Below are 20,234 nucleotides of genomic sequence, written 5' to 3'. Positions count from 1 at the left end.
GATCAATAACAGGAATGGCGGTGAATTCAACGAATCACCGTTTATCGACGTTACTGCAGTTTGTAGAACACCGTCGAAAGCGGCGGCAAACTTAGAAGAAGTGAGTGATCCAACCCTTCGCTGCTGACCTTCTCTGTCTTCACTTTGCTTTTCACCTCAAAACCACTTCCATGGTACTTATCATCGTCGGTGTTGAGCAACAACGCATACTCACCCTTGATTGGTACGCCCAAACGGAATCGCTCATGCGGCACTGGTGTAAAGTTCGTCACCACCAAGATTCGCTCGCCGTTTTCGCTTAAGCGTTCGTGCGCCAAAATGGAGGCGTCCGCCGCATCTTGCAAGCGCCATTCAAATCCTTTTGGCTCACAATCCCACTCATGCATCGCCGCTTCATGCTTGTAAAGCAAGTTGAGGTCACGCGTGAGAGCTTGTACTCCTTGATGGCGCTCAAAATCGAGCAAGAACCATTGCAGTTGATCATCATGATTCCACTCACCGGTCTGACCAAACTCTGCGCCCATAAAGTTGAGTTTCTTTCCAGGCTGACCGTACATGTAGCCTAGGTAGGCACGCAGGTTTGCGGTTTGCTGCCACTCATCACCGGGCATTTTGTTATGGATTGAACCTTTGCCGTACACGACCTCGTCGTGAGACAGTGACAGCACGTAGTTTTCACTGTGCGCGTAAATCAACGGGAAGGTAATGGTGTTGTGATGGTATTTGCGGTGCACAGGGTCTTGTTGAATGTAAGAGAGCGAATCGTGCATCCAACCCATGTTCCACTTAAAACCAAAGCCGAGTCCCCCCATAAAGGTCGGTGCTGAGACGCCCGGAAACGCCGTCGACTCTTCCGCGATGGTCATGGCGTTCGGGAAGTGTTTGTAGACTTCTTCGTTCATCCATTTCAGCGTCGCGATAGCATCGTAGTTTTCGTTGCCACCATCGACGTTCGGAATCCACTGATCGTGACTGCGCGAATAATCGAGGTAAAGCATCGAGGCTACCGCATCAACGCGGATACCATCAATATGGAACTGCTCAAACCAGTACAAGGCGTTGGAGACCAAGAAACGACGGACATGCTCGCGACCCAAATCGTAAATGAACGAGTTCCAATCTTGGTGCCAACCGCGACGCGGATCTGGATCATGGTAAAGAGGCGTACCATCAAAATTCGCCAGACCATGATCGTCAGAAGGGAAATGGGCGGGCACCCAGTCAAGCACCACACCTAGACCTGCAAGGTGACACTGCTCAACAAAATATTTGAAATCATCGGGCGAGCCAAAACGGCTGGTTGGCGCAAATAGACCGACCGGTTGATAACCCCAAGAGCCATAGAATGGGTGCTCGGAGACGGGCATCAATTCAACGTGGGTGTAACCCATATCAACAAGGTAAGGGACTAGCTGATCGGCTAGTTCTCGGTAATTAAGGAAATCACCGTTGTCATCTCGGCGCCAAGAACCGGCATGCAACTCATAAAATGACAGCGCTTCATTGCGTTTTTGCGTGACAGGGCGCTGCTGCCACTCACTGTCTTGCCACTGATAGCGAGAGTGATCGTAGGTGACGGACGCAAAAGAGGGGTATTGCTCTGCGTACGCGCCCCACGGATCGGCTTTGTGCGGTAAGCCTTCGCCATTGGGCCCTTTGAGTTCAAACTTGTAGCTAGTGCCTTCAGGTAGATTAGGCACAAACAAGCCCCAAATACCGTAATCTAAGCGCTGCATAGGATGACGGCGGCCATCCCACTGGTTGAACTCACCGACCAAACTGCACGCAGATGCGTGCGGTGCATAAACAAGAAAACGCGTCCCTGAGATGGACTTGCCGTCACGCTCTAGGGTGACAAACTGCGCGCCCATGTGGTGATACATCTGCTTAGGGGTATGCAGTTCTTCGTATTCTGCGTAAATGGTGTGATATTGGTATGGATCATCCACCCATTGCTCTATCCCCTGCCAATCGACTACCAGTTGGTAGTGGGTAAAGCGCAAATCTTTTGCCTCGGTTAATACAAAGCCTGAATCTTCTTCTCGCTGCAACTCAATACGCGGTTCACCATCAATCACTAACTCGACTTTATCGGCTCCCGGCATCCAAACGCGCAAACTTGACGTTTTATCCTCAACAAAGGGCCCTAAAAATGAAAATGGGTCTGCAAATTGAGCGTGAGAAAGTTGGTTATATTTTTGTGTTTTTTTGTCAATCTTGGTCACTTTTTTCAAGTTATTCTCTCCCTAACCTAACCTTCCGACTGCAAGTATCATTGGTATCAATCATCCCATTATTAGCTGGGGGTACCACTAATATAAACAAAGCCCGCGGGAATAATGCGGGCTTAGATAGCTTAATGAAAGTTTACCGAATTGCTACCTTACATAGAGTGACGCATTCGATACTTTTTTACGTAACTTAAGCAAGTCCTTACTTACTCACCTTAGCACGTACTTCCGTAAGTTTACGAGCGATACGGTTTACCCCATCATTGGCGAATACTTCATCGAGATTCATTGATAATTTACGACGCCAGTTCGGGTATTCGTTCACGGTTCCTGGAATGTTAACCGGTTTATCCATCTCTAACCAATCTTCCAGCTGCACGCTGAGCAAAGTCGAAGAACCCGCAGCGACATGCAGTTGCAACGCTTCGGCTAGGTAAGAATCCATCGGTACGTATTGCGCATCTCGACCAACGCCTTCAGGCAGATAACCGTGCCATGCGACCGAGTCTAAAATCCCTTGTTTGCACTCCAAACGATCCGCAAACAGACCTTGTAGCTGCGCTTCGTTCGGATACAAACCCAACTCTTTACCCAGTTTCAAATCATCACAGTGCCAGAAACCGCGAAGCGTCGGCATGTCGTGAGTACACAACGCAGACATTGACTGCTCAGCGTAGTGCTTAGGTGAGATAAAGCCGCCATCCTCTTCTGAAGTTTCGAAGAAGAACACTTTGTATGAGTGCACGCCCGCATCGCGCAGCAACTCAACGATTTCGTCCGGCACCGTACCTAAGTCTTCACCAATCACACTGCATTGATGACGATGTGATTCGAGCGCAAGGATCGCCAACATATCTTGGACAGGGTAGTAGATGTACGCCCCTTTCGTTGCGTTCTCACCCTTAGGGATCCACCATAGACGCAGCAATCCAAGCACGTGGTCAATACGCAGAGCGCCACAATGCTTCATATTGGCACGCAGAAGCTTAACGTAAGCGTCATACCCCGTTGCTTGCAACACTTGTGGGTTGAGCGGTGGTAAGCCCCAGTTTTGACCAAGCGGCCCTAGTACATCCGGCGGCGCACCAATGCTGGCATCTAAGATCAGGTTGCCATTGTCGGCCCAGGTTTCTGCACCTGAATCGGCCACACCAACCGCCAAGTCGCGGTATAGCCCCACCGACATGCCTTTTTCTTCTGCTAGAGCCTGCGCTTCGTTAATCTGTGTGTCCGCGACCCATTGCAGATACATGTACAAATGGACTTTGTCTTGATTCTGCTTGATGAAGGTTTGCACCGCGCTGTTATCAAAGTGGCGATACTGCTCAGGGAACACCGGCCAGCCCCAGACGTTACTGTCTTTGGCGTGCAGTTCACTGTGCAAGGCATCAAACGCGGCTTGGTGAAGTAGGCTGTCTCCACCCTCTTCGACAAACGATAAGAACTGCTGAGCGCGCTCGGTGTTCTTATCGAGATGGCGCTTTTTAAATTCCGCAAACAGCAGCGGTAACACGCTCAGTTTGAGCTCCGCGACTTCGCTGTAGTTTACCCAGTGAGACTCGCGCGCTTTTTGTAGGCGTTGCTGGAACTGAGCACTGCCCACTTGCTGCTGCGCCTCAACACTGAGCGCAAACTCAGGCACCGAGCTCACATCGATGTATAGGATGTTCAACCAGCGGCGAGAGGACGGGCTGTAAGGACTTGCCCCCTCAGGGTTGGCTGGGAACAAGGAGTGAATAGGGTTAAGACCCACAAAATCACCACCGCGCGAGGCGATATCGGCCACCAGCTGTTTTAGATCGCCAAAGTCACCCATTCCCCAGTTGTGTTGGGTACGCAGTGTGTAGAGTTGAACACTCGGGCCCCACATCTTCTTGCCCGACAAAATCGAATCTTGCTTGTAACACGCGCTTGGCGTCACAATTAAGGTTGCCTCATACGGGGCTTTACGACGCTTACGAACAATCGTGAGTTTATGGTACCCCCACGCTAAGTCGTTCGGTAAGGCAAACACTAAAGGGCCACCCTCGCTGCGCTCATCTCGCACGATTTGCGATTGAAGATAGCCTTCAAGTACCTCTCCTTGCTCAGTATCCAAACGCCAACTGAACTCACTTTCACGTGCGCTCGCGCCTAGATTCAAAGCCACTTCAAATGGGTCGCCATCGCGCACCACGGTCACAGGGTCCAACACATCTTTCTTGTGTTTACGCTCTGCGGACTTAAGAAGAGTCTCGTCGTTGGTTGTGTCATAGCCTAAAGAGTTTAGTAAGTGGAGAATGGTGGCCTCTTCCACTTTTGCCTCATCTCCCCACGCGCTCACGTAGCTGTCGGCAATTCTAGCCATTTCAGCGACTTGTTTTAATGCATTGTGATGTTTCATCGCTCTCTCCGAAGGACTGCTTATACCTTCAAATGTAGGGTTATTAAATCGTTATAAAGAATTGAGCCAAGGCGCGAACGCCTTGGCTTTTTGAGTCGTTTTAGCGTTTAACCGCTTCCAACTTCCAAATATTATTAACGTAATCTCGAATCGAGCGGTCGGAGGTAAACTTACCGACCAGCGCCGTGTTCAAGATGGCTTTCTTCGCCCAGCCCGCTTGGTCTAGGTACTGTTCGCCCATCGCCTCGTGCGCTTCCACGTAAGACGCGAAGTCCGCAAGACAGAGGTACGGGTCACCGCCGTCGAGTAGGCTGTCATAGGTCGCGCGCAGTAGGCCCGGTTGACCCGGCGTGAACTCTTCACCCGCCAGTAGATCCAGTGACGCTTTAAGCAGTGGGTCTGCGTGGTAGTAATCGTATGGGTTGTAGCCAGCTTTCTTCAGTGCAACCACTTCGTCGACTTCAAGACCAAAGATGTAGATGTTGTCGTCGCCGACTTCTTCACGGATTTCAACGTTTGCCCCATCCATAGTACCGATAGTTAGCGCACCGTTGAGTGCCATCTTCATGTTACCCGTACCGGACGCTTCTTTACCGGCCAACGAAATTTGCTGAGACACGTCCGCCGCTGGGATGATGATCTCTGCCATGCTCACGCGGTAGTCAGGGATGAAGACGACTTTCAGCTTGTTGCCAATGCGTGGGTCGTTGTTGATCTTCTCTGCAATCTTGTTCACTGCGAAGATGATCTCTTTCGCCAAGTGGTAACCCGGCGCCGCTTTTGCCGCAAAGAAGCAGACGCGTGGCGTACACTCAAAACCCGGCTCATTAATGATGCGGTGGTAGAGAGACAAGATGTGCAGCAAATCAAGGTGCTGACGCTTGTACTCGTGCAGACGTTTGATTTGCACATCGAAAATCGCGTTGGTATCGAGCTCGATGCCCATGTTGTCTAATACCCACTTAGCCAAGCGCTCTTTGTTCTCTTTCTTCACCGCCATAAACGCTTGTTGGAACTCGGCGTCATCGGCGTATTTCGCGATACCTTCAAGCTGCTCAAGCTTCGCTGGCCATTCACTGCCGATTTTGTCAGTGATCAGCGCGGATAAACCTGGGTTACAGAACTTCAGCCAACGACGAGGCGTAATACCATTGGTCACATTGTGCAGACGCGTTGGGAACATCGCGTGGAACTCTGGGAAGAGATCTTTTTTCACCAACTCTGAGTGCAGCGCCGCTACACCGTTCACCGCGTAAGAACCGATCACACACAGGTTTGCCATGCGAACCATACGGTTGAAGCCTTCTTCGATGATCGACAGTTTCGCTTGCTTCTCACCATCACCCGGCCACATTGCGCGCACTTCTTGTAGGAAGCGATGGTTGATCTCAAAAATGATCTCCATATGACGTGGTAGCAGACGTTGAATCAAAGACTCTGGCCACGTTTCCAATGCTTCTGGCAATAGTGTGTGGTTGGTGTACGCGAAGGTTTGCGAACTGATTTCCCACGCTTTATCCCAAGATAGCCCTTTTTCATCGAGCAAAATGCGCATCAATTCAGGGATAGCAATCGTTGGGTGAGTATCGTTAAGCTGAATTGTTTCTTGCTTTGGAAGATCCGCAAGTGCAAAACCCGCTGCTTCGTGACGACGTAAAATGTCACGTACCGATGCTGCTGAATGGAAGTACTGCTGCATCAAACGCAGTGTTTTACCTTTCTCATGGTTGTCATTCGGGTACAGCACTTTAGTGATGTTACCGGCGTCAATCAGCGCGTGCTGCGCTTCGAAGTAATCACCGTTGTTGAAACTTGCCAATGAGAATGGCGCAATCGCCTGACATTCCCACAAACGCAGCGGGTATACCGTGTCAGATTCATAACCGACAATCGGTAAGTCCCAAGGCATCGCTTTCACGCTCATGCCCGGTACCCATTTGCGTACTTCTTTGCCGTTCTCGTAGCTCACTTCAACGCGACCGTAGAAGCCAATTTCTTGCGCCAATTCTGGACGCGCGACTTCCCACGGGTAGCCTTCGACACCACGCCAAGCATCCGGCGCTTCTTGCTGACGTCCGTCAACAAAAGACTGCTTGAATAGACCGTATTCGTAGTGCAAACCGTAACCAACGGTTGGGAACTCTTGCGCTGCACAAGAATCCATAAAACACGCCGCCAAACGACCTAGACCACCGTTACCCAGAGACGGGTCGCGCTCTTCTTCCAACAAGTCGGTCAGGTTTTGGCCCAGTTCGGCCATCGCATCCGTGATCTGCTCGTAGAGACCTAAGCTGATTAGGTTGTTACCGGTTAAACGACCGATAAGAAATTCAAGAGATAGGTAGTTGACGCTTTTCGCGTTCTTGATGCGTGGGTCTTGCTCGGTTTTCAAAAGATCCAGCGTTGTGATCTCTGCCAGGGCTTTACCCATAGCAAGGTACCATTCACGCGGAGTTGCGGTGTCTACGGTTTTCGCGTAGGTCGCAGAAAGGTGCATTTTAACGTCAGCTTGAAAGCTGGCTTTATCAAATTTTTTCTGTTGAGTAGGTTTCATTAGAGAAATCTCACTTATCGGTTTCAATCCATCTGAGACATATCGTGCAATGCTCTGTCTTGCAAAACATCCTCCTACTTGGGTAGCGATTTAGGAGGAGGAGTCAGGGCGTAGAGGGCGTAATTCACAACAAGCAGTGATCCAACTCGCAATAAACCGATGAGTGAACTGGACTCTGTTGATTAAGATCACACCATGACCCTAAACGACCTTACCTAAGGTGTATGAAACTTCGTCGAAATCAAAAACTGGCAAATGAAAAATATGCAGCGTGAATCACAGAATGTTTTCATCCTGAGTGCAAATTACACGATTTCTCGTGCAAATAATGAGTTGAGACAAGTTTTACCGAACAGGTTAATGTGATTTAAATCACAAAAAAGGGGCGTAGATACGCGCAAAATGTGAAATATGCGAAAAAGTCGCTCTCCTCACATAACAATCCCACCAACTCTTAAGTAACATCCCACTCAACAACAAAGATCGAACAAAAAACAACCCATCTTGACGTCGTGCTCGCTGACACGTTCACTGACAATAAGATAAGGATGAGAAGATGTGGATTCCTTCGAAACTCACGCGTCCTGGCCGTTTACACAACGCCATCGTACGCCCAAGAGTTCTTGATTTACTTCAGCAAGCACCCTGCTACAAACTGGTGCTTTTTCGCTCGCCTGCCGGATACGGTAAAACCACCATGGCCGCCCAGTGGCTCGCCGACAAACCTAATGTCGGCTGGTACAGCATTGACGAAAGCGATAATGACCCGTTCCGCTTCATGAACTACCTGCTGCAAGCCCTAAATAAAGCGACCAACCAGGCTTGCCCGAATTCGCAAAAATTGGCCGAAAAGCGTCAATTTTCCTCACTTCACTCCTTGTTCAGTGAAGTATTTGCAGAGATGTCAGAGTATTTTAACGAGTGTTATGTGGTCCTCGATGACTACCACCTCATTTCTGACGATGAGATCCACGAGGCGATGCGCTTTTTCCTCAAGCACATGCCCGACAACCTGACATTAGTCGTCACCAGTCGCGCCGCGCCGCCACTGGGCACAGCCAACTTACGTGTGCGCGATCTGATGATTGAGATCGGTGACGAGTTGCTGGCGTTCGATACCGAAGAGACCACCCGTTTTTTCAACCAGCGCATCGCCGATGGCATTGATGATGCCACGGCAGACAACCTGCGCAACTACGTCGAAGGTTGGCCATCGGCCCTGCAGTTGATCGCCCTTCAAGCGCAAGGTCAAAATCGCACGTTGGCGCAATCGGCTGAGTCTTTTTCGCAATTTAATCACGCGCATCTGTGGGATTATTTGATTGAAGAAGTGTTTGATCTACTCGACCAAGAGACACGTCAGTTCTTACTGCAATGCTCGGTGCTGGATCACTTCAACGACAGCATGGTGGCGGCGCTGACTCAGCGTGATGACGCTCTCAGTATGATTGAGTCGCTCAACCGCTATGGGCTGTTTATCCACCCGCTTGAAGGTGAACAAAACTGGTATCGCTTCCACAATCTATTTGCCGAGTTTCTTGCACATGAGCGCTCAGCGCGTATGCCGCAAAAAGAGCAAGAGCTGCACCAAGTCGCCGCGCGCGCTTGGCTCAAACAATCTTCGCCCCATGAAGCACTCAAACACGCGCAAGAAGCCAAAGACAGCCAACTGATCGCCGATATTTTGAGCCAGTTTGGCTGGAAAATGTTCAATGGCGGTGAACTTAAAGCCCTAGAGCAGGCCATTGATTCGTTATCGCCGGAGCAGCTCTACAGCGAACCGAAATTGTGTATGTTGCAAGCGTGGCTCGCGCAGAGTCAGCACCGCTACAACGATGTCGGTGACTTGCTTGCCAAAGCCGATGAGCAAATGCGCCAGTTCAACGTGGAACTCAGCAGCAAAGAGCAAGGCGAGTTCAACGCCCTGCGCGCGCAAGTCGCCATCAACCAGAACCAACCAGAAAAAGCGCTGGAACTGGCTGAGCTGGCACTGAGCCAAGTTGACAGCACGGTCTATCGAAGCCGCATCGTTGCGACCTCGGTAGTCGGCGAGGTCAATCACGTCCTTGGCCGTCTCAGCCGCGCGTTGCCTATGATGCAGCAAACAGAGAAACTGGCTCGCCAGTATCAGGTCTATCATCAGGCGCTGTGGGCGATGTTACAGCAAAGCGAGATTTTGATCGCACAAGGCTATGTGCAAGCTGCGTACGAAGTGCAAGACAACGCCTTCAAACTGATCGAAGAGCAACAACTGCAGCAAGTGCCGATGCATGAATTTTTGCTGCGAGTACGCGCGCAAATCCTCTGGTGTTGGAACCGTTTGGACGAAGCCGAAGACTGCGCGTTCAAAGGCATCGATGTGCTGGGCAAACAGAGCCCAAGTAAGCACTTACATAGCTATTCGATGCTGGCTCGCATTGCGATTGGCCGTGGTGAGCTAGACCGAGCCGCAAAATACATCGACCATATTTTGCATCTGCTCAAACAATCGACCTATCACGTCGATTGGACCGCAAACGCATCACTGTCGTTGATTCTGTTTTGGCAAGCACGCGGCGATCTTGACTCAATGAAACAGTGGCTCGATACCGCCGTGAGACCAGAAACCGCCTGCAACCACTTTACTCAGTTACAATGGCGTAATATTGCGCGAGCGCAGATCAATTTGGAGCGATACGAAGACGCGCAGCAAACGCTCGAGTTCATTCAGCAAGAAGCGGCAGACAAGCACTTACTGACCGACACCAACCGTAATCTGATTGTCCAAGCGGTATTGGCGATTTCCAAACAAGATGAAGAGAAAGCGCGTCAATTACTCAAAGAAGCCCTAAAACTCACCAATCAAACGGGAATGCTGGGTAACTTCTTGGTGGATGGCGCCAAAATTGGTCACATCCTTAATAAACTTAACACCAAACAAGAGCTTGGTGACCTTGAACGTCACCGCGCGCAGCAATTGCTGAAAGATATTTCCACCACGCAGCGCAGCCGTTCGGTACATTTTGATGAGGAGTTTGTCGAGAAGTTGGTCAATCACCCAAACATTCCTGAGTTGGTGCGCACCAGTCCATTGACGCAACGTGAATGGCAAGTGCTCGGGCTTATCTATTCGGGTTTTAGTAACGAGCAAATTGCACAAGAACTCGATGTGGCGGGCACTACCATCAAAACCCACATCCGAAACTTGTATCAGAAGCTCAATATTGCCAACCGCAAAGAAGCGGTTAAAACCGCAGAGAATCTGCTGCAATTGATGGGCTACTGATCCTATCGTCCAATGCAAAGAGGTCGCCCACATTGGCGACCTCTTTTTCATTTCATCTTGTCACTGCCTAGCCTCAAATTACAGAAGCTCAGGATTGCGCACTGTGGCATTGTCCAAGTGCTAGAATGATTTCGGTGCGAAGCCTGTCATCACTTCCAAACGCAGCTCTTTGCCGAGTTTCGTCATCGGGTGCACCACCACTAAGCCACGAACGGATTTTTTCAGCTTACCGAGATCCGCTTGCTCAGCCTTGGTAATTTCACGAGAAAACGGCATGTCGAGCAAGCTTTTGCGCTCTTTGTTCATGTCGTACTTCTGCTTACCTTTTAGAGAGTTCAACTTCTTGGTCAAAGACTCCACGTCATCAGTAAATTTACTGATCATCTCATCGTCTTGACGGCTTTTTGCTGCATCAAGTTTACGATTGGCGCTGTCTAAACGGTTGTGAAGTTGCTGGATCTCTTGCTTTAAGCTCATGGTGTGGTTCTCTGCTGGCACTTGGGGGCGGCGAGTGTAGCATAGTGAGACAGCCCGACCTAGCGCTATCGTTCAATCACGACTTTTTCACCCCGAACCACCTCTGTACTGTCACTGTGATTTCATATGAAATCACAAGCATTTACAACAAGATAGAACTGCTCCTACCAGCGATAGAATCGGTGATATTCCACACAATTTGTTCAAAAAACAGTAACACTACTATTCAGCGTCACATTGTGCTGTCGATATATAGGCTACTCTTAACTCATAAACCTTTGGTTGACTACCACTACTTTCATAACAACCAAGGTATGACAACGGCTAGGTTACATTAGATAACCGCATGATAATAAACAGGAAGTTTTGTATGAGTCTAACAATCAAAAGCCGCCTATACATATTAGCGCTTGTACCTCTTATCGTTATAGCACTGGGCATGCTTAGCTTTACGTACATCAAAACCACAGAACTCAATCAAACACAGATTGAGGTTACTCGTGAGAACATGATGAACATGAAAAAAGCCGAGCTGAAAAACTACGTGCAGATGGCGCAATCTGCGATCCAGCCGTTTCTTGACCAAGGCGCTTCGCTTGAAGAAGCGATCCCAACCTTGAAACAGCTCGAATTTGGTGATTCAGGCTATATCTTTGGTTATGACTCCAAAGGTATCCGTGTTGTGGTCGGGAAAAGCGATAAAGGCATTGGCGACAACTTTTACAATCTACAAGATCAGCAAGGCAACTACTTGGTTCAAGACTTGCTGAAAAACGCCAAAACCGGGGATTACACCACCTACTACTTCCCTAAACCAGGCGGCACCGTCGCACTGCCGAAGTTAAGTTTTTCCATTTTTATCCCACAGTGGGATTTGATGCTCGGGACGGGTTTCTACACCGATGACATCGATGCGATTGTCGCTGAAATGGAGATGGCGACCACCTCAGCACTTGAAACCACCTTGTCTGCCATCGCCCTGTTCTGCTTGGTGATTGCCATTTTGGTGGCGATTTTTGCTGTCACAGTGAACCGCACCATCATGTCACCCATCGAACAATTTGATGCCTCTATCAGCTCATTTGCCAGCGGTGAAGCGGATCTGACCGCACGTATGGAAGCATTCAAAGTACCTGAGTTTGCAAAACTCAGTACCAACTTCAATGCGTTCGTTGCCAGCTTACAACAGATCATTCGCAGCGTGAGCGACGTCGGTCAGCAAGTATTGGCTGAAACCAATAACATGACTCAGCGAGCGACGCAGGTCGATGAACTGGCTTCAGGTCAACGTGAAGAGACCGAACAAGTGGCAACGGCAATGACGGAAATGACCACAACCGCGTCTGAAATTTCCAACAACGCAAGCCAAGCGGCGAACTCGGCCAAGGAAGCCGACGACAACGCGAAAGAAGCGCGTCAAATCGTCAACTCTGCCGCCAACTCAGTGGAAGCGCTGGCTGAAGAGGTGATGCAAGCGGCGTCGGTGATTTCGCGTCTAGAAGCCGACGTGCAGAATATTTCTTCATCGCTAGAAGTGATTCAAGACATCGCTGAGCAAACCAACTTGTTGGCCTTGAACGCCGCCATCGAGGCTGCGCGTGCGGGCGAACAAGGTCGGGGCTTTGCGGTGGTAGCCGACGAAGTACGTAAACTGGCCAGTCGTACCCAAGACAGCACCGGTGAAATTCACAGTATGATAGAAAAACTGAAAGCCGCTTCCGATGACGCCGTACGCGCGATGGAATCGAGCCAAAAACGGGGTTCAGCCACTGTTGAGGAAGCCAATGCGGCCACCAAAGCGTTGATCCAAATTCAGGAATCAATCGACACCATTATGGACATGAACTCGCTGATTGCGACCGCGACCGAAGAGCAGAGCCTTGTCGGTCAGGAGATATCGCAGCGCATCGTGGTGATTTCAGACCAAAGCTCGCAATCGGCGGATCTGGCCAATGAAAACCGCCAAGGCAGTAATGAGCTCAATGGTCGCGCCAACGAGTTGTACCAGCTAGTGAGCCGATTTACGGTGTAAATTGCCCTCAAAAAAACGGCCCATCGAAAGATGGGCCGTTTTTATTGGATGCCGTTGTGAGGGGCGCACTTTAAAAGTGCTTAGTTAGCCTCTGACTGCGTCATCGCAATAGCGAGCGCTTCCGCAACCTTGATGCCATCAATGCCCGCAGACAAAATTCCGCCCGCATAACCCGCGCCTTCCCCAGCTGGGAAGAAACCTTTTAAATTGACACTTTGGTAATCTTTACCCCGTGTGATACACACCGGCGATGACGTTCGAGTTTCTACACCAGTGAGTAACCCATCTTCTGTCGCAAAGCCTTTGATTTTCTTGTCAAACGCAGGGATTGCTTCACGAATCGCTTCAATCGCATAATCCGGTAGCGCTTTGGCCAAGTCGGTCAATTTAATGCCCGGAGTGAACGAGGGTTCTACCTCACCCAGTGCGCTCGGATCGCGCCCTTTAAGGAAATCACCGATCTTTTGCGCCGGCGCATCATACGTCGCGCCACCAAGCTCATAAGCCGCCGACTCTAATTGACGCTGAAACTCAATCCCCGCTAGGGGGTGACCTGGGTAGTCTTGCTCTGGGGTAATCCCTACCACAATCGCGCTGTTGGCGTTACGCTCTGCACGAGAATATTGGCTCATGCCGTTAGTGACCACGCGGCCCTCTTCTGAGGTCGCAGCCACTACCGTGCCACCCGGACACATACAGAAACTGTAAACGGTGCGACCATTTTTACAATGGTGCACCAACTTGTAATCTGCCGCGCCTAAAATCGGGTTACCGGCATTTGGACCAAAGCGCGCTTCATCGATCATCGATTGCTTGTGTTCGATACGAAAACCGACCGAGAAAGGTTTCGCCACCATCTCCACACCGCGCTTATAGAGCATTTCAAACGTATCGCGGGCACTGTGACCAACGGCCAGTACCACGTAGCGAGACTGAATTTGTTCGCCATTGGAGAGCGTTAACCCGGTGATCTGGCCATTATCGATGTGGATATCATCAACGCGCGTGCTAAAACGAATCTCACCGCCGAGTTCGATGATTTTCGCGCGCATCTTTTCAATCATGGTTACTAGCTTAAACGTGCCAATGTGCGGCTTACTCACGTAGGCGATCTCTTCTGGCGCGCCCGCTTCCACAAACTCTTTGATCACTTTGCGACCATAGTGTTTTGGATCTTTGATTTGGCTGTAGAGTTTACCGTCAGAGAAGGTGCCTGCGCCGCCCTCACCAAACTGCACGTTCGATTCAGGATTCAGCGCGCGTTTACGCCAAAAACCGAAGGTATCTTTGGTGCGCTCACGCACCTCTTTACCGCGCTCAACGATGATAGGTTTGAAACCCATTTGCGCCAGAATCAAACCCGCAAACAAACCGCAAGGACCAAAACCGATCACCACTGGGCGCTCGGTCAGATCCGCCGGTGCGTTGGCGACAAATTTGTATTCCATATCCGGCGTTTCTTTGACGTGCGGATCGCTGACAAACGCCTCAAGCACCGCGGCTTGATCCGCCACTTCAACATCCAGCGTATAAATCAGCAAGATTTGCGTTTTTTTGCGAGCATCGTAGCCACGTTTAAAGACATTAAAGGAAAGGATCTGATCAGCGGGAATCGCCAGTTTTTTCACGATCGCCGCGAAAACAGCGTCTTCCTCGTGATCCAAAGGAAGTTTAATTTCAGTTAAACGTATCATACGAGTATCTCAGTTAGGATGGTGTCTTAGCGGCGCAGTCTACCCACACCGCTCACAATGGCGCGCATTTTACGTCAACTCGATTGGCCTGTCATACGAAAACCACTTTTTGTCTCGGCGGAGGATTGCTCAAACGCAGCGGGATGGGTATTATCGCCGATTCGAAAATGAACCAAGATGAGTGCGCACCATGGCCTTTGTCGTCACTGATAACTGTATCCAATGCAAATACACAGACTGTGTCGCGGTCTGCCCTGCCGATGCCTTCTATGAAGGTCCGAACTTCATGGTGATCAGCCCTGTAGATTGCATTGACTGCGGCTTGTGTGTGCCTGAATGCGACGCCAACGCCATCTTCCAAGAAGAAGAACTCGCGGAAGATCAGCAAGTCTTTATTGAGTTGAATGCCGAACTTGCCGAACTGTGGCCCAATCTCACTGAAGTCAAACCCGCCATGGACGAGGCTGAAAAGTGGAATGGCGTGCCCAATAAGCTCGGCATGCTGGAGAAATAGACCGACGCTCGGCCTACTGATGCTGCCTGCGTAGGTTGTCCAAAATAATGCCCGTCGCCATCGCGACATTCAGTGATTCTGCCCCGCCAAACGCCGGAATGGTGATTTTGTCACTCACATGCTGAGCGGCATGCTCGCGGATACCGTGCGATTCACTGCCCATCAAGATGATGCCTTGCGGCGCAAACTGCGTCGTATGTACACTCTCGCCCTCTAGAAATGCGCCATAAACGGGTAAATTGGCACTGGCAAGATAGGCAGGCAGGTCGCACTGCGTTACGCTGACGCGACCAAAACTGCCCATGGTCGCACTGATGGTTTTCGGGTTATAGGGGTCGGCGCAGTCTTGACTGGCGATGATGTGTTTAATGCCGTACCAGTCGGCGACACGAATGATGGTCCCTAGATTACCCGGATCGCTGACGCCATCTAACGCGATAAGCCAACCCTGCGCTTTTGGCACTGGCAAGTTAGGTATAGCCACCACTGCGATGGCCGAATTATTACTCACTAATGTGCTGGCTTTCGTCAACTCATCCAAACTCGATTCGACACAATCGTAATCGCTCAGCGCCTCTTGATGCTTGTCGAGAAAGTCTCGGGTGGCGAAAATCTGTTTGACCTCAAGATCACTCACGATGAGCTCTAGGACGTTCTTTTCACCTTGAACTAAAAAAAGTCCATTGGCTTTACGCTGCTTCTTTTGTCCCAATGCGCGCAGTAATTTGAGTTGGTTTTTCGATATCATTCATCGCCCCGACGTGCGTTAACCCAGTAAAAAACTCGGGGAGTATAACCCTAAACCGCGCCGAGATGCGAGCGTTGACACCTAGCCTTTCAAGCACGTCAAACTGACGTGCTTTTCATAGCCAACATCCCTTGTGTCACGATGAAATCGATGATGGTACTCAGCCCTTGGCTCTCTTTTAAGTTGGTAAACACAAACGGCTTGGTCGGGCGCATGCGCTGGGTATCCGACTCCATCACTTCAAGAGACGCCCCAACATACGGCGCAAGGTCGATTTTGTTGATCACCAGCAAGTCCGAGCGTGTGATGCCCGGCCCGCCTTTACGCGGGATTTTTTCCCCTTCTGCCACATCAATGACGTAGATGGTCAGATCAGCGAGCTCAGGGCTAAAGGTCGCACTAAGGTTGTCACCGCCACTTTCAATGAACACCACATCGAGATTTTGATGGCGTTTGGCCAACTCTTCCACTGCGGCGAGGTTCATAGAGGCGTCTTCGCGGATCGCCGTGTGAGGACAGCCGCCGGTTTCGACACCGATGATGCGATCGGGCTCAAGCGCCTCGGCGCGAGTGAGGATCTTTGCGTCTTCTTGGGTATAGATATCGTTAGTGACCACCGCGATGTTGAGCTTATCGCGGATCGCTTTGCACAGCACTTCCAACAGCGCGGTTTTGCCTGAACCTACCGGGCCGCCAATGCCGACCCTTAATGGCTGTTTGTAACTCTCCATTGTCCTTCTTCTCCAATTCTATGTACAAAACTGCACAGACGTTATGAGCGAAATAATCGCGTGTATTGTGTCTCGTGTAAGCTGCTGGCGATGGAGACGCTGGGGGTAAAGCTGCCCATCATCCACTCTTCAATCTGCCGAGCGTGCGCGATGGCGTCCTCAAATTCGTCGCTAAGAGCGATCAGCGCTCGCTGGCCATCCGTTTGACCAAGGGGCACCAATTTCACCCCAGCCATAATGAGATTTTCCGCCCAGCTCCAAAGGTAGCCTTGTTTGAGTGATTCAGGTTCGATCTGCCACTGCTCGGCGGCGACACACAAACCGAGCAGTTGATTGATTTTCACTTCAGGGTGATGAAACGCGTCGTGATCCACCCCCAGTTGCACCAAAAGCGTTTTGAGGGCGAGTCCTCGCTGAGATTCTTCGGCGCGCAACTCCTTGGTTTCACGACTGGCGTACAGGGTGTCACTGAGTGATTGAATGCGCGCGATGTCCGCATTCCCGAGCGCCTCGAAGTATCTGTCAATCAACGGCAGTTCTAAGGTCGCCACGCTATTGAACAGCATGTTGCTCAACCATTGGTGCATGCCCTCTTTGTCGGTCACCCATTGTGCTTCGACCGCCCACTCTAGCCCTTGCGAGTAGGTGAACCCGCCGATAGGCAAAGAGGGACTGATCAGCTGGAACAGTCGATACACCGCGCGAGGTTCGCTCATCATTGGCTAAACCCCGTTACGGCAGTAGAATCAAAGCACTGGCAGACGCAACGCCAACCGATAACCAAGGGCTCGACAACGCTCGGCCAAACTGTAAGCCCAGCACCATCAAACCGGCGGCGGCGGTCAACATGCCACTGGCAAAGGGAAGAACACTGCCCGTTGATTCAACGCCATGCGCGTAACCATGAAAAAACATCAAACCAACGCTTAGGCCAACCGCTAAATTCAATAGCGGCTTGGAGCGATTGAATGACTGCCATATGGCGCCGCTGACCACAAACAGTGAGGCCCCAATCGCCAGCTCGACGCCACCAAAGCCGCCAAACACTTTACCTGCGCTTAGCCCCAGTAATAACGTCGCGAGTGCCGCTAGCATCAGCGTTACTTTGCCGCGCCAACTGACCGATAGACACGCAGTCAGCATGCCGAACGCAATCAACATGACGAGGTGATCCAACCCGGTCACAGGGTGCGTCAATCCGGCCGAAAAAGAGCCGCCCTCATGGCCGGGATGAGCAAATACTGGGCTTGCCATTGTGGTGGCGGCAAATGCGCCGACGGAGGGAATAAAAGAGATTCGCATAACACTGTCCTTGTAAGTCATCTATCCGTTGAAATAAGTTGAAAGAGAAACTGGCCACGCTGTCGTCAACGTTGACAACGCGCGCGCCCTATCAAATAGCCATTTAGTGATGGTGATGATGGCCCCCAGCAGAACGCCCGCCATAAGCACCACTTTCTGGCTCAAAGGCCGCTTGCTCGACCGTCACTTTCGCGCCGAGCCCAGTGACCATGTCATCGAGTACGTGATCATGCTGGTAACGTACCCAACCAAACGCCACTTGCAACGGCACATGGCGGTTTCCTAAGTGGTAAGCAACGCGCGTCAATAAATGCAGGTCACTGCAGTAGACGGTCGAGACACTTTCTGGCGCGGCAATCACCTCAACCACCAATCCGCATGGGCTTTTGAGCTGCTCTCCCCCGCGTAAAATGTGTCCGCGAGGAAGAAATAGTCCCGCGTCACGGCCATCATCCAATTTGACCTTTAAACGGCTTTTGATACGGCTGTCGATCGGCAAACTGAGAAATGTGTGGGGTTGAATGGTTATCTCCTGAGCAATTTCCGTCAGTTCGATCATGGTTGTTCTCCTAGAATAAGAAATAGCGCTGCGCCATCGGCAGCACGTCTGCAGGTTCACACACCAGCAACTCGCCATCCGCGCGAACTTGATAGGTTTGTGAGTCCACTTCGATGTGCGGCTGCCAGTCGTTTAACTTCATATCGGCTTTACGGATGTCACGACAGTGGCTTACCACACCGATTTGACTGCCTAAGCCCAGTTCAGCGGCAATCCCGGCTTGGTGAGCGGCTTGCGAGACAAACAGCATCGAGGTCTTTTGCGCCGCTTTGCCGTAGCTGCCAAACATGCCACGGTAATGGACCGGCTGTGGAGTCGGAATGGATGCGTTCGGATCGCCCATCGGCGCCATGGCTATCATGCCGCCTTTCAAAATCACGCTCGGTTTAACGCCGAAAAAAGCCGGTTTCCACAATACCAAATCCGCCAATTTACCCACTTCAATCGAACCAATCTCATGGGCCATCCCGTGAGTGATCGCCGGGTTGATGGTGTATTTAGCAATGTAACGCTTCAAACGAAAATTATCGCTGTAGCTTGAATCTTGTTTCAAACTGCCGCGCTGCACTTTCATTTTGTGCGCCGTTTGCCAAGTGCGTGTGATCACTTCACCCACTCGCCCCATGGCTTGTGAATCCGAAGCGATCATCGAGAAAGCGCCCAAGTCGTGAAGAATATCCTCGGCGGCGATGGTTTCTCGGCGGATGCGAGACTCCGCAAACGCTACATCTTCCGCAATGGATGGTGAGAGGTGATGGCACACCATCAACATATCCAAATGCTCATCGACCGTGTTAACGGTGTAGGGGCGTGTCGGATTGGTCGACGACGGCAGCACATTGGCTTCCCCGGCGGCGCGAATAATATCTGGCGCGTGACCGCCCCCTGCCCCTTCGGTGTGATAGGTGTGAATGACGCGATCGCCGATCGCATTCAATGTCGATTCGACAAAGCCGGATTCATTGAGGGTATCGGTGTGTATCGCCACCTGCACGTCCATCTCATCCGCTACCGTCAAGCAGGTATCAATAGAAGCTGGCGTCGTCCCCCAGTCTTCATGCAGTTTCAACCCCACCGCGCCTGCCGCAACTTGCTCTCGCAGTGCGTCAGGTTGGCTGGCATTGCCTTTACCAAGCAAGCCAAAATTCATTGGAAAGCCATCAAGGGATTCGAGCATGCGATGCATATTCCACGGGCCTGGGGTGCAGGTGGTCGCATTGGTGCCGGTGTTCGGGCCAGTGCCGCCGCCAATCATGGTGGTGACACCCGAGGCGAGCGCCTCTTCAATTTGTTGTGGGCAGATAAAATGGATGTGCGAATCGATGCCACCAGCGGTCAGAATGGACCCTTCCCCAGCCAACACCTCGGTGCCCGGGCCAATCACTATGGTGACGCCAGGCTGAACATCGGGGTTGCCCGCTTTGCCAATCGCGTGAATGCGACCATCTTTGACCGCCACGTCGGCTTTGACAATGCCCCAATAGTCGAGCACAACGGCATTGGTGATCACTAAATCTGGGGTTTCTTGGCTTGGCCTTTGACTCTGGCCCATGCCATCGCGAATCACCTTCCCGCCACCAAATTTCACTTCATCACCGTAGACGGTGTAATCTTTTTCTACCTCAAGCCACAATTCGGTATCCGCGAGGCGAACTCTGTCTCCAACTGTTGGCCCAAACATTTCGGCGTATGCCCGTCGAGAGATGCTTGCCATGACTTATCCTTGTCTGTTACGTGTGCGCAT

General features: G+C 51.1%; 14 protein-coding genes. 3 read left to right on the top strand and 11 right to left on the bottom strand.

Features of this window, described 5'->3' with window-relative positions:
• Nucleotides 1-50 precede the first annotated feature (50 nt).
• From glgB to AC6R0S_RS12950, 3 genes are all read right to left on the bottom strand, one after another.
• Nucleotides 51-2,234 (bottom strand): 1,4-alpha-glucan branching protein GlgB, encoded by a 2,184-nt coding sequence (gene glgB, locus AC6R0S_RS12960; protein ID WP_500638091.1) that lies wholly within the window; start codon nucleotides 2,232-2,234, stop codon nucleotides 51-53.
• A gap of 199 nt (nucleotides 2,235-2,433) precedes the next feature.
• Nucleotides 2,434-4,614: a 4-alpha-glucanotransferase gene (gene malQ, locus AC6R0S_RS12955; protein ID WP_500626223.1), complete on the bottom strand. Its 2,181-nt coding sequence runs from the start codon at nucleotides 4,612-4,614 to the stop codon at nucleotides 2,434-2,436.
• Between the two features lie 100 nt (nucleotides 4,615-4,714).
• Nucleotides 4,715-7,168, bottom strand: coding sequence for a glycogen/starch/alpha-glucan phosphorylase (locus tag AC6R0S_RS12950; protein ID WP_500638090.1), 2,454 nt, complete (start codon nucleotides 7,166-7,168; stop codon nucleotides 4,715-4,717).
• Nucleotides 7,169-7,724: 556 nt separating this feature from the next.
• Between AC6R0S_RS12950 and malT the strand changes: the two genes are divergently transcribed.
• On the top strand, nucleotides 7,725-10,433 hold the full coding sequence (malT, locus tag AC6R0S_RS12945; RefSeq protein ID WP_500638089.1) for an HTH-type transcriptional regulator MalT: 2,709 nt from the start codon (nucleotides 7,725-7,727) through the stop codon (nucleotides 10,431-10,433).
• Between the two features lie 120 nt (nucleotides 10,434-10,553).
• Here malT and AC6R0S_RS12940 read toward each other — a convergent pair whose 3' ends face one another.
• Nucleotides 10,554-10,910, bottom strand: coding sequence for a YibL family ribosome-associated protein (locus AC6R0S_RS12940; protein WP_334552909.1), 357 nt, complete (start codon nucleotides 10,908-10,910; stop codon nucleotides 10,554-10,556).
• A 370-nt stretch (nucleotides 10,911-11,280) separates the two neighbouring features.
• Between AC6R0S_RS12940 and AC6R0S_RS12935 the strand changes: the two genes are divergently transcribed.
• Nucleotides 11,281-12,942 (top strand): methyl-accepting chemotaxis protein, encoded by a 1,662-nt coding sequence (locus tag AC6R0S_RS12935; RefSeq protein ID WP_487903040.1) that lies wholly within the window; start codon nucleotides 11,281-11,283, stop codon nucleotides 12,940-12,942.
• 80 nt (nucleotides 12,943-13,022) lie between these two features.
• Here the strand turns inward: AC6R0S_RS12935 and AC6R0S_RS12930 are convergent, their stop codons facing one another.
• On the bottom strand, nucleotides 13,023-14,636 hold the full coding sequence (locus AC6R0S_RS12930; protein WP_500638088.1) for an NAD(P)/FAD-dependent oxidoreductase: 1,614 nt from the start codon (nucleotides 14,634-14,636) through the stop codon (nucleotides 13,023-13,025).
• 190 nt (nucleotides 14,637-14,826) lie between these two features.
• Here AC6R0S_RS12930 and fdxA point away from each other — a divergent pair, with 190 nt between their 5' ends.
• Nucleotides 14,827-15,150, top strand: a complete 324-nt coding sequence (fdxA, locus tag AC6R0S_RS12925) for a ferredoxin FdxA (protein WP_334553421.1) — start codon at nucleotides 14,827-14,829, stop codon at nucleotides 15,148-15,150.
• Between the two features lie 13 nt (nucleotides 15,151-15,163).
• On the opposite strand, the gene AC6R0S_RS12920 is transcribed toward fdxA, so the two are convergent.
• The 6 genes from AC6R0S_RS12920 to ureC all read right to left on the bottom strand — a co-directional run bounded on the left by AC6R0S_RS12920 (nucleotide 15,164) and on the right by ureC (nucleotide 20,204).
• Nucleotides 15,164-15,898 (bottom strand): RNA methyltransferase, encoded by a 735-nt coding sequence (locus tag AC6R0S_RS12920; protein ID WP_500638087.1) that lies wholly within the window; start codon nucleotides 15,896-15,898, stop codon nucleotides 15,164-15,166.
• Nucleotides 15,899-15,996: 98 nt separating this feature from the next.
• Nucleotides 15,997-16,629: an urease accessory protein UreG gene (gene ureG, locus AC6R0S_RS12915; protein ID WP_487903043.1), complete on the bottom strand. Its 633-nt coding sequence runs from the start codon at nucleotides 16,627-16,629 to the stop codon at nucleotides 15,997-15,999.
• Nucleotides 16,630-16,670: 41 nt separating this feature from the next.
• Nucleotides 16,671-17,348, bottom strand: a complete 678-nt coding sequence (locus tag AC6R0S_RS12910) for an urease accessory protein UreF (protein WP_500638086.1) — start codon at nucleotides 17,346-17,348, stop codon at nucleotides 16,671-16,673.
• Nucleotides 17,349-17,361: 13 nt separating this feature from the next.
• A complete protein-coding gene (locus tag AC6R0S_RS12905; protein ID WP_500626230.1) occupies nucleotides 17,362-17,931 on the bottom strand; it encodes a HupE/UreJ family protein in 570 nt (189 codons plus the stop codon).
• A 103-nt stretch (nucleotides 17,932-18,034) separates the two neighbouring features.
• Entirely contained in the window at nucleotides 18,035-18,490 is a 456-nt protein-coding gene (gene ureE, locus AC6R0S_RS12900) for an urease accessory protein UreE (protein WP_334552921.1), read from the bottom strand.
• Nucleotides 18,491-18,500: 10 nt separating this feature from the next.
• On the bottom strand, nucleotides 18,501-20,204 hold the full coding sequence (gene ureC, locus AC6R0S_RS12895) for an urease subunit alpha (protein WP_500638085.1): 1,704 nt from the start codon (nucleotides 20,202-20,204) through the stop codon (nucleotides 18,501-18,503).
• Between the last annotated feature and the right edge of the window lie 30 nt (nucleotides 20,205-20,234).

It is taken from the genome of Vibrio sp. R15-SG3-ISO1B (assembly GCF_059833835.1).
Note: the sequence above shows the minus strand (reverse complement) of the source record. Positions and strands in the feature narration are given on the sequence as shown.

Coding starts and splice junctions, on each gene's coding strand:
- ureE (WP_334552921.1), bottom strand. CDS start 18,490: ATGATCGAACTGACGGAAATTGCTCAGGAGATAACCATTCAACCCCAC.
- ureG (WP_487903043.1), bottom strand. CDS start 16,629: ATGGAGAGTTACAAACAGCCATTAAGGGTCGGCATTGGCGGCCCGGTA.
- AC6R0S_RS12920 (WP_500638087.1), bottom strand. CDS start 15,898: ATGATATCGAAAAACCAACTCAAATTACTGCGCGCATTGGGACAAAAG.
- ureC (WP_500638085.1), bottom strand. CDS start 20,204: ATGGCAAGCATCTCTCGACGGGCATACGCCGAAATGTTTGGGCCAACA.
- AC6R0S_RS12935 (WP_487903040.1), top strand. CDS start 11,281: ATGAGTCTAACAATCAAAAGCCGCCTATACATATTAGCGCTTGTACCT.
- AC6R0S_RS12930 (WP_500638088.1), bottom strand. CDS start 14,636: ATGATACGTTTAACTGAAATTAAACTTCCTTTGGATCACGAGGAAGAC.
- AC6R0S_RS12910 (WP_500638086.1), bottom strand. CDS start 17,348: ATGATGAGCGAACCTCGCGCGGTGTATCGACTGTTCCAGCTGATCAGT.
- fdxA (WP_334553421.1), top strand. CDS start 14,827: ATGGCCTTTGTCGTCACTGATAACTGTATCCAATGCAAATACACAGAC.
- malQ (WP_500626223.1), bottom strand. CDS start 4,614: ATGAAACATCACAATGCATTAAAACAAGTCGCTGAAATGGCTAGAATT.
- AC6R0S_RS12905 (WP_500626230.1), bottom strand. CDS start 17,931: ATGCGAATCTCTTTTATTCCCTCCGTCGGCGCATTTGCCGCCACCACA.
- AC6R0S_RS12940 (WP_334552909.1), bottom strand. CDS start 10,910: ATGAGCTTAAAGCAAGAGATCCAGCAACTTCACAACCGTTTAGACAGC.
- AC6R0S_RS12950 (WP_500638090.1), bottom strand. CDS start 7,168: ATGAAACCTACTCAACAGAAAAAATTTGATAAAGCCAGCTTTCAAGCT.
- malT (WP_500638089.1), top strand. CDS start 7,725: ATGTGGATTCCTTCGAAACTCACGCGTCCTGGCCGTTTACACAACGCC.